Genomic DNA, 15,679 nt, shown 5'->3' on the forward strand with positions numbered 1-15,679 from the left:
AATATCTGGTAGTGCAATCCGAAAAAATGAAAATAATATATTAGGTTTGAAATTAGTTGTCCAACAAAAGGGCAGTATCATAAAACAACCAGCTTGCAAAGCGGAAAGGCTTCATAAGTGTTTCATCGTTAACTGACATTCTTGCCAAGAAGTTGTTAAATATTGGAGTAAATCCTGGTGGTCCAAAAGCATCTTTACTAAAAAGTCAATACGGACATAATTGGTTTGAGGAATATGTTTTTGATGACGGAGAAGTTCAATTCAAATGTAAAGAGGATGACGAATTACATGGGAAGATAAAAAGTTCTTTACAATCTGAAATATTATCCAGTCTATTCTCAGGTCGAAATAGATCCCTTGAAGCATTGGGCATCGGCTATGTTGTGGCAGATATTAGCGATTATAAAAGTTATCCTAAAGAATTTATACAAAACAGTATTAGAATATTGGGAGAGTGTGGAAGGATTTATGGGAAATATGAGAATGAACAATCTTCTATTCCTGAAGGACTATGGAAATACTGGCGAAAATGTTATGGTTTCGGGCGATATCGTTCAAATGGATTAAAGGATAATTTTGAAGAAATCTTGCTCGAAAATCGCCTAATAAAAAGTCAGGATGATATTCGACTTACTGGGTATGGATTGAAACTAAAGTATTACAACAGCGGTGATCCAATTTACGAATGTAGTGTGTGCGGTAATATACAATTGGTTAATTTCAAGAATATATGTACACATTGTTGTAATGAAGCGGTTGAAGAAAGAAACTATGGGGAGCTATCAGAACAATTAGAAAATAACTATTACCGGTATAATGCAGGCCTGCTGAAAGGTAATCCCACTCGTTTGCACTGTGAAGAGCTTACCGGACAAACAGGTGCTGCGGAAGCCAGCACACGTCAAAGAAGATTTCAAAGCCGGTTTTTGAAAGACGAAAATAATCTTGTGGAGGAAATTGATTTGCTGAATGTGACCACAACAATGGAAGCTGGCGTTGACATTGGTTCGTTAATGGCAGTGATGTTGGGCAATGTCCCTCCTCAACGGTTCAATTATCAGCAGCGGGTTGGACGTGCGGGAAGAAGGAATGCGTCGTTATCCATTGCATTAACGATAGCCAAGGGAAATTCGCATGATCAAGCACATTATAACCAGTCTTTTCGGATGGTGTCTGCAACCCCAACCGACCCTTATCTCGAAATGGGCCAAATAGACATCATGCTGCGTTTTGTTTATAAGGAAATATTCCACCAAAGTCTAAAGGGTAAAGATATCGGCGGATCGGACGTACATGGTGCTTTTGGCAATGTGGAAGATTGGCCATCAAGACGCTCCCTCATAGAGGGGTTTATTGAGGACGAGAGTGCTATCTGCGAAATCATCGATGCCTTTAAAACGGAAACAAGAATCTCCCTTAGTACAAAAGAGATTTATCAAAGGCGGGTTAAAAATGAGTTTCTAGTCAAAGTTGACAGAGTAGTTAAAGATGATACGTCGTATCCGCAAAATGAATTAGGAGAACGACTTGCAAATGCTGGTTTGTTTCCTATGTTCGGTTTTCCGACGCAAGTGAGAACATTATACGAAGAAAAGCCAAACAGAAATAACAATAATACGATTCAACGAGAATTGGATTTGGCAATTTCCGAATTTGCCCCAGGGAGTGAGATTGTAAAAGATAAAAAAGTGTTGACTGCGGTTGGGGTACTTGGCTATAAAATAGAAAAAGGACGCTATGTTGAGGTAGATGGTAGAGGGAATTTAAGATCATTAAACAGGTGTATGAATTGTAAAACAGTTTATACTGAACCTGTTGACGATACATGTAAAGTGTGCGACTCAAGCGATATTGAAGCATTTGAAGCAATTGCTCCAATAGGTTTCTATATTGAGAAAGATAGGGAGCCTCGTGATTTCGACGGTAGATTTGAATTTAATAACCGTGCAGGAGAAGTTACTCTGGATCCTAATTCAAAACTGGAGACCACAAGAGAAATTAGAAATTTGGTAATAAAATCAAATGCTGATCCTGAAAGTGGAATCGTGCATATGGTCAATGATAATGGAGGTGAGCTATTCTCGATGGGTAATTTGGAAGGTAGCAAGGCCTGGGTCGTAAAAGACCTTTTGAAAGAGAAGAATAGACGGGTTATTGGTCAAGGGGAATACGCATTTATTTCATCTAAACACACAGGCGTTATTACTCTTTCTTTAAAAGGTGTCGACAAAAACAAATATGAATTCAAGTCTGGAGACATATATCAGCAAGCTGCGTTCTTGTCATGGGGCTACTTGATTCGTAAGGCGATATGCAGTATCTTAGATATTGAAACCAATGAATTTGATATCGGATATCGGATTTCGCCTGAAACGAAATTCCATGAAATTTATATGGTTGAGAGGGCTGTGAACGGCGCGGGTTATTGCTCTTACCTTAATGGTAAAGAAGATGAAAATATCGCAGCAGAAGTTTTTATCAGTCAGCTAATTCAAAATGGGGCCGATAATAATCTGTACTCTTTCTTATTAAACAGTAATCACAAAGATTGCACTTCCTCATGCTATGACTGTTTGAGGGATTATTATAATCAGAAGTATCATAATTTGTTGAACTGGCGATTGGCATTAGACTTAGCGGGTTTGGCTAATGATGAACGTTTTGAATTGAATTTTAGGCAAGAATATTGGCAAAATTTTTTTAATGGGGATTTGAGAACTATATTGAAAAATAAGGATAATTATACTTTGGAAGAGGATAATGGGGTTTTCTATTTGAATTCAGATGTTCGCCGGACATTGATTGCTCATCCGTTTTGGAGCGAGTCTTTTATTGAAAGGATTTTGAAATCAAGTGGAGCTGATGTCGACAGTAAATATATCAATGACATTATTTCTTAGTTAAAAAACGATTACAAAATGCCCGAAACCAATCGCATAGAATACAAACGCGAGCCCCATACCGATGTGGATATTGAAAAGGAGGTAATCGCCTTTTTGAATTACTACGAAGGCGGTGTGATTTATATCGGTGTTGACAAGACAGGTAACGTAATTGGTGTCGCGGATGCGGACGGTGATGCGCTAAAGATCAAAGACCGTATCAAAAACAATATTTCCCCATCGGCCATGGGCTTATTTGATGTGGTGGTTGAGGAGCGCGAGGGTAAGGAAATTGTCAAAATCACTGTGGCCAGTGGCAGTGAAAAGCCGTACTTCAAAAAGAAATATGGGATGACCGAGAAAGGTTGCTTCATCCGTATCGGTACAGCAGTGGAGCCAATGCCGCAGGGTATGATTGATAAACTGTTCTCCACCCGTCCCCGTAATCCCATTGGCAAAATCCGATCGAACCGTCAGGACTTGACCTTTGAGCAGCTTCGTATTTATTATGAGGAAAAGCGCAAGCCGCTCAACAATCAATTTAAAAAGAGCTTGGAGTTACTCACTGAAGATGGTACGCTCAATTATGCAGCTTATCTGTTGGCTGATGAAAACGGTGTTTCCATCAAAGTAGCGAAATATCGCGGTACGAACCGGGTAGACCTCATTGAAAACAATGAATACGGCTATTGCTCGCTTATCAAAGCCACGAAAAGCGTATTGGATAAAATTGAATTGGAAAACCGGACGGCGACTCAAATCACGTCCAAAGAACGGATAGACCGCAGGCTTTGGAATCCGGTGGCCATCCGCGAGGCCGTGATAAATTCGATTGTGCATAACGACTTTACCCGAGAGGTGCCACCCAAATTCGAGCTATTTGCCGATCGTATCGAAATTACTTCCGCAGGTACATTGCCGGAGAACCTCAATGAAGATGATTTTTTTGATGGTGTTTCTATCCCAAGGAATCGGGAACTGATGCGGGTGTATCGGGATCTGGAATTGGTGGAACAGCTTGGTTCTGGCGTGCCACGGATTTTGGAAAGTTATGGAAAGGAATGCTTCCGGTTTATGGGTAACTTTATCCGGATGACGTTTCCGGCATCGGAGTCGGTCACCCCCCAAGTCACCCCCCAAGTCACCCCCCAAGTCACCCCCCAAGTAGAGCGATTGTTGGCGGTATTTACGGGAGAGCACAACAGGCAGGAATTGCAGGACTTTATTGGGTTATCAGATAGAAAAAATTTCCGGGAGAATTATTTGAATCCGGCCATTCAAGCGGGGCTTGTAGAATTGGTCGACCCTAATAATCCGACAAGCAGCAAGCAGCGTTACGTATTGACGGCGTTGGGAAAGCGGATAGTAAGTCAGTGAGCTAAGCGAATAGGAAATGAAAAGCCAAATCGAAATATACCAAGCCAGCGATGGCCAAACGCAGATTGAAGTAACGTTCGAGAAAGATACTGTGTGGCTTACACAAAAAATGATGGCTACCCTTTTCCAGACTACCGTTCCAAATATTAATATGCATATTAAGAATGTCTATGAGGAGAAAGAATTAGCCGAAGCGGCAACTATTAAGGATTTCTTAATAGTTCGAAAAGAAGGACAACGGGAGGTTAGGCGGAATCAGAAATTCTATAACCTTGATGTCATCATTTCCATTGGATATCGTATTAAATCACAGGTAGCTACGAGATTCCGCCAATGGGCTACCCAACGTTTAAAAGATTACCTTGTGCAGGGTTACGCCATCAACAAAAAACGTTTGGCACAGAAGCAGCAGGAGGTGCAAACGCTGAAAGACGGCATTCGTATCTTAAGCCGGGCCATCGAAGGCAAAATAGGGGATGCGGGCTTGGAGTGGTTGAACCAATTTGCCAGCGGGTTGGAACTGCTGGATGACTATGACCACGAACAATTGGATGCCAAAGGTGCGACCAAACGCCCGGCCGTTTATCCTGAAATGGACGATTACCAACAGGTTATCGATACGATGAAAGCGGATTTCGAATCTGCCGTGTTTGGTAAGCAGAAGGATGGCAGCTTCCAAAGTGCCATCGCACAGATAGCCAAAGGTTTCGGAGACGAGGATTTCTACCCGTCTATTGAAGAAAAAGCGGCCACGTTGCTCTACCTCATTGTAAAAAACCACGGTTTTGTAGATGGCAATAAGCGCATTGCCGCGACCTGTTTCCTGCTGTTTCTGGAAAAAAACGGATTGCTGTATACAAAGGACGGGCAGACAATCATTAGCAACGAGGCGTTAGCCAGCCTCACACTGTTTATAGCGGCAAGTAAACCTGAGGAGATGGAAACAGTAAAAAAATTGGTTATCAGTGTGCTGAATAGAAATCAATAGCGATATGGAAGAAATGGAAGATGAGTTGGAATACTACGAAATGCTCAACCGTGATGCGATTGTGGTGAAGCCGAAGAAACCGCTTTTCGATTGGGCAAACAGTCTGACACCCGATGAAGATCCGGTGCCGGAGTCGAAAAGAGGGAAAATTTACCTTATTAAGGAGAAGGATACGGAAGAAGCCGTGGATCGTTGGCTCCGCAGGAATTTCGACAGGATTTTCACGGCCGAGCTAGCCGATTGGTGGCTGGATGAAAACGACTGGCCGGAGAAGCGGACGTTCAAGCTTTTTAAGGAATGGTTCGATTACGAAATAGACCAGTTGGTGCTGGATATGGAATCGGAAGATATTTTGAAGGATTGACCGTGGAAGAGTTTTATATAGCATCATTTATGAGTGTAGATGGAATTATCATATGTTAGTAAAGAGTGGTTTCTCGCACGGAAACCATATCACAGGCTCACGGCATACGACCAGTTTTACCTGAAAATCTGCCGCGACCTTTATCGCATCATCCGAAGGGCGATCGGCAACCATGAGTCCAGCAATTCGGAAAGCCGCGAACTGGCCTACCGGATTACTGCCTATTTTGAAGACGTGGTAAATGGTATCGGCTTCTGGGAAGTGGTGGTGGGCCATTTCAAAAACGTATATGGCAAACGCATTCCCTTCTTCAGCAAAGTGCAACTCGATGAGTGGGAAGAGGATTATGAGGATATCAATCCCGCAGATATCCACTTCTTGATCTACCAGCATTTTGCCGTGCTTCACCGCGAAAATTATAAGGTGTCCTATGTCGATGTGCTTTGCATAGACATGCTTCGCGAGGAAATCGTGGATTACCTCGATGCCATTGAAGAAGTGAAGCTCACGGATTTCTACAGCACTTTTTTGCAGGTGCCCGATGATTTTTTCGAACTGAAGGATGTGCTTAGCTGGCTGGTTTACGAGAGTTATCTTTTTGGAAACGAGTTTTCAGCCCGGCTCATTGATTTTGAAGAGAAGTTACTTGAGGAGGCCGATCCATCCATGTTGGAACGCATCAATATGCTTCGGTATGCCGAAAAGGATCGCCTGATGTTTACCGTCCCATCCGCCCTTGGCGCGCTGCACCCGTTGGATATATGGGCTGGGGCACTTAAGGATAAGCCAAGCGATAGGGCATTGCTGCTTGGTTTGAAAGAACAGGTCTACGGGGTGTTCGAAATAGAAAACGAAACGGATACGCATTACCAGTTTCGGCATACGTATACCCACGAGCGCTATGCGGTAGCTAAATCATCCTTCGGCAGCCCTTATGACGCCAAATACGCACAAACCAAGCTTGTTAATTTCAGGGGGGAGTATTTGATAACCGGTTTGATTTTCGAACCATTCGATTTCTCCAAGCCCGTGGATATTTCCGCCTATAATGAGCGGTATCAATACCCCTTCCTCAGGCACCATGGAGGCTTCCGCCAAAAGCTTGCCGAAACCCTGAAACAGCAATACCATACGGCCGTGGAGTTTTTTGGCACGCCGTGGAATGTATTCCCGAGCAAAAAGATATTTGCCGAGCGTATGGATGCCTTTCTTAAGTGGCAGTATCAACGCGCAAAAGAGGAAAATGATGAGCTCAACGATGAGCCGGGAAGCTTTCCCATGCCAGACGATACGGAAGAGTCTACCGTGCTTTACTTTGTGTCGGACGACTGGACGGTGGAGGTCATCTATTCCCCGGAAGAGATGGATGAATGTGTAGCGGGGTTCAAGACAGTTTATGAGTATTTCTATAGTGATTTACTTACCCGTGGATTTGCCACTACGCGGCTGCTCCGATACATATTCAAACATAGGCGTATTCATCAACCACAGCGCAACGGGGCAGATTTCGGGTGGCTGGACGATATCATTGATTTTGAAGCTTTACTGCATATTTATTTTCCGGAAGAATTTTCCACCTACCTGCCGCCAAGGATGACGGTAAAGGGGTTTGAGGTGCATCGATAAATTACTCGCTTATGTCTTTTACCACCGTAAAGAAAGAATTGAACAAGCTTGACAAGGCCAAGCTCATTGCCCTAATGGGAGATTTGTATAAGAAGCACAAAAATGTGCAGGAGTATCTCGACCATTTCGCTAATCCGGATGAGGATGCGTTGTTTGAAAAATATAAAGAGCGGGTTATCCAGGCATTCTTTCCGTTAAGGGGATGGGATTATGATTTGCGAAAAGGTAAGCAGGCCATTTCCGATTTCAGGAAGTTGGAGCCGTTACCGTGGCAACTGGCGGATTTGATGTTGGTCTATGTGGAAACGGGAGTTGAATTTACCAATCAATTTGGCGATATCAATGAAACGTTCTACAATAGCTTGGAAAGCGTTTACCATCAAACGTTGAAGCTGCTCAAAAAAGAACGGCTGTTGCCGAAATTTGAGAAGCGACTGCGTAAAGTGTTGACCGATACGAGTGATATGGGGTGGGGCTTTCACGACACGCTGTCTGATTATTTCTTTGAGTATTTCGATGAAGCTTGACAAAAGATGTTCCATACCCTCACGTTGTCCAGCAGTAGTGAGCCGAATAAAACTTGTAATCGGCTCAATTTATATTTATATTTGAGCCGATTAAGAAATGCAATCGGCTCATGGTGTATAATTGGCAACTACAGGGATGGCCTGACTTTACTTACGACGTCACGGAAGTGCAGCCGTCTATTCTTGCATTTGCGCAGGAAACGGGGGAAGTCAATGGCCTTATCCAGGGATTGCCGGATACGCTCAAGCAAGAGACACTGCTCCAGCTCATGCTTTCGGAAGCGGTGAAAACCTCCGAGATCGAGGGAGAGTACCTAAGCCGCGAGGACGTGATGTCCTCCATCCGGAATAATTTGGGCTTAAATGATACGCCTGTTTTTGTAAAAGACCAGCGGGCATCGGGCGTAGCCCAATTGATGGTGGCAGTAAGGAAAGACTTTCGGGAACCGCTTACACCGGATATGCTAAAAGCGTGGCACCGATTACTTTTTGCGGGCACTACAAGCCGTGTCAATCCGGGCGAGTGGCGGCAGGGAGATGCCCCCATGCAGGTGATTTCCGGTGCTTATGGGCGCGAAATCATCCATTACGAAGCACCACCATCGCTGCGGGTACCGGAGGAGATGGAACGCTTTGTAGGGTGGTACAATTCAGCGACGTTCTCACGACACGGACAAGTGCCCGAGGCCATACTGAAGTCGGCAATCGCTCACCTGTATTTCGAATCCATCCATCCGTTTGAAGACGGTAACGGGCGCATCGGACGGGCGATAGCGGAGAAAGCACTTTCGCAATCGCTTGGCCGTCCTGTCATGCTGAGTTTATCCAAAACCATCGAGGCCAATAAGAAAGCCTATTACGATGCGTTGAAGGAAGCACAGCGCGGGTTAGACATTACAGCATGGATGGTTTATTTTGCAAGCGTGATCCTAGATGCACAGCGCGATGCCAAAGCCATGGTGCTATTTACGTTGAAGAAGGCGCAGTTTTGTGATCGGTATAAAACCCAGCTTGACGAGCGGCAATGGAAGGCCATCAACAAAATGCTGGATAAAGGAACCGAGGGTTTTGAAGGCGGGATGACAGCCAAAAAGTATATGGGCATTACCAAGGTTTCCAAAGCCACAGCTACGCGCGATTTGCAGCAATTACATGAGATGGGTGTGCTGGTGCAGGAAGGGGCGGGGCGTTCCGTGCGTTATCAGTTGAACCTACCATAGCCATTTGGCTCCCGTTTGTACCTTATTCCATTAAATCATTATAAATCAATACAAATTACATATTGCATCGGGAAAATAATGCGTGTCTCAAAAGTTCAATGGCTGCGATCGGGGTTGTTATTCGTAAAAGTATATCGGCCATTCCTGCGATGATCATTGCCATTGAAAATTAAAATGTTCAATGAAAACGTTCCGGCACAGTGAAGCGAGGCATACTAGTTTTCTTCTTCTTCCGTCTTCCGCTTTACCGTAAACAGCCTCCGCAGAAACTCGTCGAATGTGTAGAACTCCTGACGGTAAACCAAACCCAATGCACTGACGTAATTTTCGTTGATGGTAAGTGGTAGAAAATTTCGGCTGTTCAGCCGATTGGATCCACGCAGCACCAAACGCCCGTCTTTGCGGATCAGGTAAAGCAGTTCGGCATCGGTTACCACACGGTCGCTGAACACGTTAAGGTCATTGAGATTACGCTGGTCGGTAACACCTCCCGTAAAAATCAACCGGTCGTTGAAAAGCCGGACAGATGCACTTGCATCGTTTAATGAGCGGATATTCAGGTCGACAAATTTCAGGTTCAACGATTGAGAAATGAGGTTGTTCAGTTGGTTGAAAGCTAATTCTGTGCCCGCGCTCAGCAGGGTATTATTCAGCTCCCGGCTGAAATCTGCAGCAGATCCGGGAACGAAGCTGCGCCGAACAATCAAACTCAGCGCCTGTTGGTTTACATTGTTGGCATCGCTGAGGTAACTCTGTAATTCGTCTTTTACGTAGGGGTCGTTAGGGAAGTTAAGTGCAAAGGTAATATCCGGGCGCATGAGGTTGCCGCTTAGGTTCATCACCGCATGGGCAAGTACCCGTTGTTCAACGGGTTCCCTTCCGGCAGCATTGTAAAGTGGGCTGAGGCTCGTACGTTGACCGTATACAGCAGCCAGGTTGATGGTTGCATCGCTTGGCTGCCCTGTCCAACGGATATTACCTCCCTGGTTGATATCAAATATCTTGTTGATAAAGTCCTGCGCCGTAAACGTGAACTTTCCACTGTTAAATGTATAATCACCGAACATTTCGAAATCACCAAGGCTTGATACCCGTAGTGAAAGCAACCCTTCACCACGGCCGCTCAATTCACCTAAATCTGTGTATAAACTGGTTTCCGCAGCGGGTGTGATTTGTAAATCCATGTTCATACTTAAGCCGCTGAGTAAACGAGATTGGGGGTGCTGCGTATTCAGGGTGTCATGGTTTACAAAATGAATAAAATCGTTGTCGCTTACAGTACCCGTGGCATTCAATGGGATATAAAAATGCGTGTTTTCTTCGGTACGGGCTTGTATGGCTATATTCATACCATCTGTTGGTCCATTGAACACAAATTTTCCCGTACCATAAGCGGTGCCATAATACAACGGATTGTCCCGGAACGTGGTATTGAGAACCAGAAAATTGGTGGCATCGATGTCTATCTGGATATTTGGAATCAGTGGGTTGCGCATATCTACGGTTCCATTGGCAATGGCTTTATTGTTTTTTGGATCTGTAACGGTCAGGTTTTTAAGCACAAGAGTGCTATTGGATAAAGATACCTGATCATTAATCCGATAAGGTGTCCGCAGATAGTTTACGGTAAAACCCGCGTTGTGTAAATAGCAGGTTCCGTTGATTCGCGGTTCCGACATCGATCCCGCGATGTTAATATCGGCTGAAACTGTTCCGCTGATATTCGAAACAAGTTTAGTAAGAAAGGGCTGGAAAAGTATCAGTTCGGTTTCATGGAGGCTGGCGTCTATGGCCAACTGATCGGTTTCGGCGGTTGCATCATAAGTGCCCGTTGCCATTAAGGTGGTGGTTTCACCACGTGTGGTTTCCAATTTTACGTTAACCAGCTCCCGCACACGATCAAAATCAGCCTGCAAAATCATGTCTCCGATTTCAGTGCGGTTCACATAGACATCGGAGGCAGTTATATCTGCCAGCAAATACGGATTCTTTAAAACCGATGATACTTCCATTTGACCATTAAGTACCCCGCTTAGCTCGACACCCGACGGCGAAGTAGCTGAATTGAAAGCGGCAAGGTTGAAATTCTGGAATGTCAATAATGCCTTGTCATCCGCACTATTGGATATCAGGCCTTCTAAGCGGGCAACTTGCCGGTTGTTAGATATATTAAGGTCTTGTACTTCGAGTTTTCCGTTATCTAAGTAAAATAAGGCCTTTTCGTCGAGCTGCCAAAACTCGTGGTTCAATACCAGGGTGGAGGGAAGTACGCGCATTTTAATGGGCCTGTCTTTTTCGAAGCTTACCAACCCGTTGAAATCAAGTTGGTTCCCCGCGGTCACATCGGCCAATTTTAGATTAGTATAGAGACTATCATTCGCCAAGGTATGCGAGAGGTTAACATTGTTGATATATAGACTGTCTGAGATACTGATCCGGTCGGCGGTAAGAAATAGGCGCAGTGCGCCCGAATGGGTTGACTCGTCGATGATCAATCGGTCTACCACGATGGCATCGTGAGACAGCTTGGGTACCAGTAAGTTGATATTGGCTGTATTGTTAGCAGTAGAAAAATGCCCATTCATAGACGCTCCTTCCGGTAACAGTAATTTAGGTGCCCAAAGGGCTGTTACCGCTTCAACATTTTTGAGTCTCAAATCGAAATCAAAAGCTTGTTTTCCCAATGGTCCAACCTCCAAATCCATGGAAGGAGCATATTGCATCACTACCGATTTAAAATAGCTGTCCAAGCTGGTTAGATCTATCTCTCCATGTAGCGTCGCAGTTGCGATATCCGACTGGATGTGTAAGGTACGGTGTTCCTGACTACCGTTGGCAGACAACGTCAACGAATCTATCAAATACCGGTCTGTATTGGTTAGAAACTGTACATCGCGTATCGCAATGTCTCCCTGAATGTCATTGATGGTGCTTCCTTTGAAATTGCTGATCACCGAAGCATTCTCTACAGTGATCGGCGTTTTTTTATATAAGTGAATGGGGTAGAGGTTTGCGTAACCCACTTCCGCGGTGAAGGTATACTCTGGAAATTTAGGATTGAAATTGACATCTCCGTCAAAATGCAGTTGTAAATTGGGGTCATCGATCGCTACGTCGCCTGCAAATTGCATTTCTGCAAAAGTTCCTTCGAGGTCAATGTTGCGATACCCGTAGTCTCGGAAGTCCAAATAGTCAACTTTGCCGGTTACGGTGCTATTGATCTCCTTTACGGCAAAGCCGTTCCCTTCAATCGATATATCAAATCCGCTGTTTCCAAATTGTGGCAATTGCAAGAGGGTGCCTAACTCAAATGCTGTCGTAGAAAGCTGGCCAGCATAACGTATTCCGTCACGGATATTAAGATCGATATCGGTTATAACCGTGCCTAATTCCGTTTCCAACAATCCATTGGCGGCGAAGTGATAATAATGTCCCTGAAGGGTACCTTCGTACGTAAGATTGCCCATGTGGTCAAAAATTGCGGGTAGCTTTAACACAGGAGAATTACCCAACTGGGGCACCAGGGTTTCGATATCGTGACTATTGGTAGAGAGACGGCTTAATTGCATGTCGAACAGGGTGTGGTCAATGTCCGGTAAACCATGAATCGTGAAATTGCCCGCCAAATAGGTGTTTCCACTTGCGCGTAATGTAACGTGCCTTGCATGGATGGCCGGTATTTTTCCGAAAAATGACCCGGATAAGGTGACGTCGAACAGTGTGGTCGCTACATCAGGGGCAAAAAATTCGATGTCTTTCGAGTGGACCCGTGCGCCGTTCAGATTTAATTCAATATCGACTGCATCTATAAATTTGCGGAACGACGAAAAGTCATCGTATCCAAGGCGGATGTAATCGCGGAGTCGGCTCCGGTTAGTCTCCAGGTATAACTCACGGAGTTCAATGGAGTTTGTGTCGACCAATGCCAGCGTATTCATTTCCCGGACCCGGAATCCGCTTTGTTCACGGAATCGGAGATTTTTGACGGTTGATTTAAATAAATGATTGACGAAATCGATGTCTGTGAAATCACCGTTGAGTTCGGTGAGCTGAATGTTGTTGAAATCGATACCCTGACGTACGGTAGGTGCCCCAATACGTTTATATCCAACTGAAGTATTGGAAAGTGTTACGGTACGAATGTCGAGTTTCATTCGTTTTCCTTGTTTTTTGGGGGTCGGTTCAGTTCGAAAATAATCGATTAAAAAGGAAAGATTGGTATGCTCTTGTTGGCGTTCCATAAAAAACCGACCATCGGTAATACCTATTTTTTTCACAATGATTTGCCCCTCGCGTAATTTCCAGAGATCTACCGCTGCCGTCAATTTGTTGGCGTATAATAGCGTGTCGCCTTCTTGGTCTGCTATGTAAAGGCCATTGAGTACAAGTGAGGAAAACGGTTGGAAATACAAGCCATCCAATGAGATCGTTGTATGAAGCTCATTAGCGAGGTAGGCAGCTGCTTTTTTTGCGAAATAGGTTTGGACAGGTTTATATCGCAACGCAAAGACGAGGCTCGCCGAAAGCAATAAGATTCCGGTTGCAGTCCATAACAATATCTTTAATATTTTTTTGATATTTTTGCCTCTCAATTAAGCATTCAAAATAGGATCCATGTCCATTATTCTCGGCATTGAATCGTCATGCGACGAAACGTCTGCTGCTATTTGTATAGACGGAAAAATCTGCTCAAATATTATTGCAAATCAAACCGTCCATGAAAAATTTGGTGGAGTAGTGCCTGAGCTGGCTTCACGCGCACATCAACAAAACATCATTCCTACCGTAGGACAGGCTATCCGCGAGGCAAAAATACATAAAAATGACATAGATGCGGTAGCCTTTACGCGAGGGCCCGGTTTATTGGGATCGTTGCTGGTAGGAACCTCCTTCGCGAAGGCGTTTGCACTGGCCCGGAATATCCCGCTGATTGACGTCAATCACATGCAAGCGCATATCCTTGCGCATTTTATCGAAGCCCCGGTTCCTGACTTTCCGTTTTTATGTCTCACTGTTTCGGGAGGACATACACAACTGGTGCTGGTAAAAGATTATTTTCAAATGGAGCTGGTAGGGCAGACATTGGATGACGCGGCGGGAGAAGCTTTTGATAAAACCGCGAAGATCCTGGGGCTGCCATATCCCGGTGGTCCGCTGATCGATCGTTATGCCCAGTTGGGTAACGCGGATGCATTTACGTTTCCCGAACCACAGATTCCGGGACTGAATTTCAGCTTCAGCGGCCTGAAAACATCGATTCTTTATTTTGTGCAGCAAAGGGAAGCAGAGCAGCCGGGTTTCGTTCAAAATCATCTGAACGATATATGTGCATCCGTACAGGCACGTATTGTATCCATTTTAATCAATAAACTGAAGCGTGCGGCGAGAGAAAACAGCGTAGCGGACATCGCGATTGCTGGAGGGGTTTCTGCCAACTCCGGATTGCGCGCAGCGGTGAACAAGTTGGGAGAAGAACAGGGATGGCGCATATTTATCCCCCGGTTTGAGTATTGTACAGATAATGCGGCTATGATTGCTATCGCTGGACACTACAAGTACTTCGCCCGCGATTTTGTAGGACAGGACGTGGCCCCGCTCGCCCGGTATAGTTTGTGAAAAAGTAAAAAATCTGATAGCCGATAACTAAAAATCAAAATAAATGAGCTGGAAACCCAAGGAAGATCGTTACGACCACATGATATTTAACCGGTGCGGCCGGAGCGGACTGAAGCTCCCGGCAATCTCGCTCGGCTTATGGAATAATTTTGGAGATAATGTCCCACACCGCACAAAGCAAGCGATATGTAGACAGGCGTTTGATTTAGGGATTACGCACTTCGATTTGGCTAATAACTACGGTCCTCCCCCCGGTAGTGCCGAACAGGTTTTTGGCCAGATTCTTAAAGAAGATTTCGCTGGCTACCGCGACCAACTGGTTATTTCCTCGAAAGCAGGATATGACATGTGGCCCGGGCCTTATGGCGAATGGGGCAGCCGGAAATATCTAATCGCAAGCTGTGACCAAAGTCTGAAAAGGCTAGGGGTTGATTACGTTGATATTTTCTATTCCCATCGGTTTGATCCGGAAACACCTTTGGAAGAAACCATGATGGCATTAGATCACATCGTGCGGTCGGGTAGAGCATTATACGTAGGCATCTCCTCCTATAATTCAAAACGTACCCGGGAGGCAGCGGCCATTCTGAAAGAATTAGGTACTCCTTGTCTCATTCATCAGCCTAGCTATTCGTTACTCAATCGTTGGGTGGAAACAGATGGGCTGCTGGATGCTTTGGACGAGTTAGGCATCGGGTCGATCGTTTTTTCGCCATTGGCGCAGGGGTTGCTAACCGACAAATACCTGAACGGAGTGCCTGCTGACAGCCGGGCAAAGAATATCAAACAATTTTTTCATACGGACTTTCTGAGCGAACAAAACTTGGCTAACGTAAAGGGACTTAATGCGATTGCACAGCAACGTGGACAGACACTTGCACAGATGGCCATCGCCTGGGTACTAAGGGGCAGGCGTGTTACTTCTGCATTGATTGGCGCCAGCAGGCCGGAGCAGGTCGCAGATTGTGTGGGCGCGTTGCGTAATCCGGATTTTTCCACGGATGAATTAGCAGAAATTGACAAGTATGCCAAAGATGGCGATATTAACATCTGGGCCAAGTCGGCCGAACTGGAATAAG

General features: G+C 45.0%; 10 protein-coding genes. 9 read left to right on the forward strand and 1 reads right to left on the reverse strand.

The annotated features are described in order from the left end of the window. Positions 1-152: 152 nt before the first annotated feature. From IEX60_RS15970 to IEX60_RS16000, 7 genes are all read left to right on the forward strand, one after another. Positions 153-2,900: a helicase-related protein gene (locus IEX60_RS15970; protein WP_188752393.1), complete on the forward strand. Its 2,748-nt coding sequence runs from the start codon at positions 153-155 to the stop codon at positions 2,898-2,900. A gap of 18 nt (positions 2,901-2,918) precedes the next feature. After that, on the forward strand, positions 2,919-4,259 hold the full coding sequence (locus IEX60_RS15975; RefSeq protein WP_188752394.1) for an RNA/DNA-binding domain-containing protein: 1,341 nt from the start codon (positions 2,919-2,921) through the stop codon (positions 4,257-4,259). Positions 4,260-4,275: 16 nt separating this feature from the next. After that, positions 4,276-5,247: a virulence RhuM family protein/type II toxin-antitoxin system death-on-curing family toxin gene (locus IEX60_RS15980; RefSeq protein ID WP_188752395.1), complete on the forward strand. Its 972-nt coding sequence runs from the start codon at positions 4,276-4,278 to the stop codon at positions 5,245-5,247. Between the two features lie 4 nt (positions 5,248-5,251). Next, a complete protein-coding gene (locus tag IEX60_RS15985) occupies positions 5,252-5,611 on the forward strand; it encodes a hypothetical protein (protein WP_188752396.1) in 360 nt (119 codons plus the stop codon). Positions 5,612-5,650: 39 nt separating this feature from the next. After that, entirely contained in the window at positions 5,651-7,237 is a 1,587-nt protein-coding gene (locus IEX60_RS15990; protein WP_188752398.1) for a DUF3843 family protein, read from the forward strand. Between the two features lie 11 nt (positions 7,238-7,248). Beyond that, positions 7,249-7,764, forward strand: coding sequence for a DUF6155 family protein (locus IEX60_RS15995; RefSeq protein ID WP_188752400.1), 516 nt, complete (start codon positions 7,249-7,251; stop codon positions 7,762-7,764). 110 nt (positions 7,765-7,874) lie between these two features. Beyond that, entirely contained in the window at positions 7,875-8,984 is a 1,110-nt protein-coding gene (locus tag IEX60_RS16000; RefSeq protein WP_188752401.1) for a Fic family protein, read from the forward strand. 215 nt (positions 8,985-9,199) lie between these two features. On the opposite strand, the gene IEX60_RS16005 is transcribed toward IEX60_RS16000, so the two are convergent. Next, a complete protein-coding gene (locus tag IEX60_RS16005; RefSeq protein WP_188752403.1) occupies positions 9,200-13,540 on the reverse strand; it encodes a translocation/assembly module TamB domain-containing protein in 4,341 nt (1,446 codons plus the stop codon). A 58-nt stretch (positions 13,541-13,598) separates the two neighbouring features. On the opposite strand from IEX60_RS16005, the gene tsaD reads away from it, so the two are divergent. Together tsaD and mgrA are read left to right on the forward strand one after the other, a co-directional pair. Beyond that, positions 13,599-14,600, forward strand: a complete 1,002-nt coding sequence (tsaD, locus tag IEX60_RS16010) for a tRNA (adenosine(37)-N6)-threonylcarbamoyltransferase complex transferase subunit TsaD (protein WP_188752405.1) — start codon at positions 13,599-13,601, stop codon at positions 14,598-14,600. Positions 14,601-14,643: 43 nt separating this feature from the next. Then, positions 14,644-15,678, forward strand: coding sequence for an L-glyceraldehyde 3-phosphate reductase (gene mgrA, locus IEX60_RS16015; protein ID WP_188752408.1), 1,035 nt, complete (start codon positions 14,644-14,646; stop codon positions 15,676-15,678). Position 15,679: the final 1 nt, after the last annotated feature.

It is taken from the genome of Parapedobacter defluvii (assembly GCF_014642075.1).
In the GTDB taxonomy this organism is placed as follows: Bacteria; Bacteroidota; Bacteroidia; order Sphingobacteriales; family Sphingobacteriaceae; genus Parapedobacter; species Parapedobacter defluvii.

Bases quoted from the DNA above. Each gene is read 5' to 3' on its own strand.
- IEX60_RS15975 (WP_188752394.1), top strand. From the start codon at position 2,919: ATGCCCGAAACCAATCGCATAGAATACAAACGCGAGCCCCATACCGAT.
- IEX60_RS15980 (WP_188752395.1), top strand. From the start codon at position 4,276: ATGAAAAGCCAAATCGAAATATACCAAGCCAGCGATGGCCAAACGCAG.
- IEX60_RS15985 (WP_188752396.1), top strand. From the start codon at position 5,252: ATGGAAGAAATGGAAGATGAGTTGGAATACTACGAAATGCTCAACCGT.
- IEX60_RS15990 (WP_188752398.1), top strand. From the start codon at position 5,651: ATGGAATTATCATATGTTAGTAAAGAGTGGTTTCTCGCACGGAAACCA.
- IEX60_RS15995 (WP_188752400.1), top strand. From the start codon at position 7,249: ATGTCTTTTACCACCGTAAAGAAAGAATTGAACAAGCTTGACAAGGCC.
- IEX60_RS16000 (WP_188752401.1), top strand. From the start codon at position 7,875: ATGGTGTATAATTGGCAACTACAGGGATGGCCTGACTTTACTTACGAC.
- tsaD (WP_188752405.1), top strand. From the start codon at position 13,599: ATGTCCATTATTCTCGGCATTGAATCGTCATGCGACGAAACGTCTGCT.
- mgrA (WP_188752408.1), top strand. From the start codon at position 14,644: ATGAGCTGGAAACCCAAGGAAGATCGTTACGACCACATGATATTTAAC.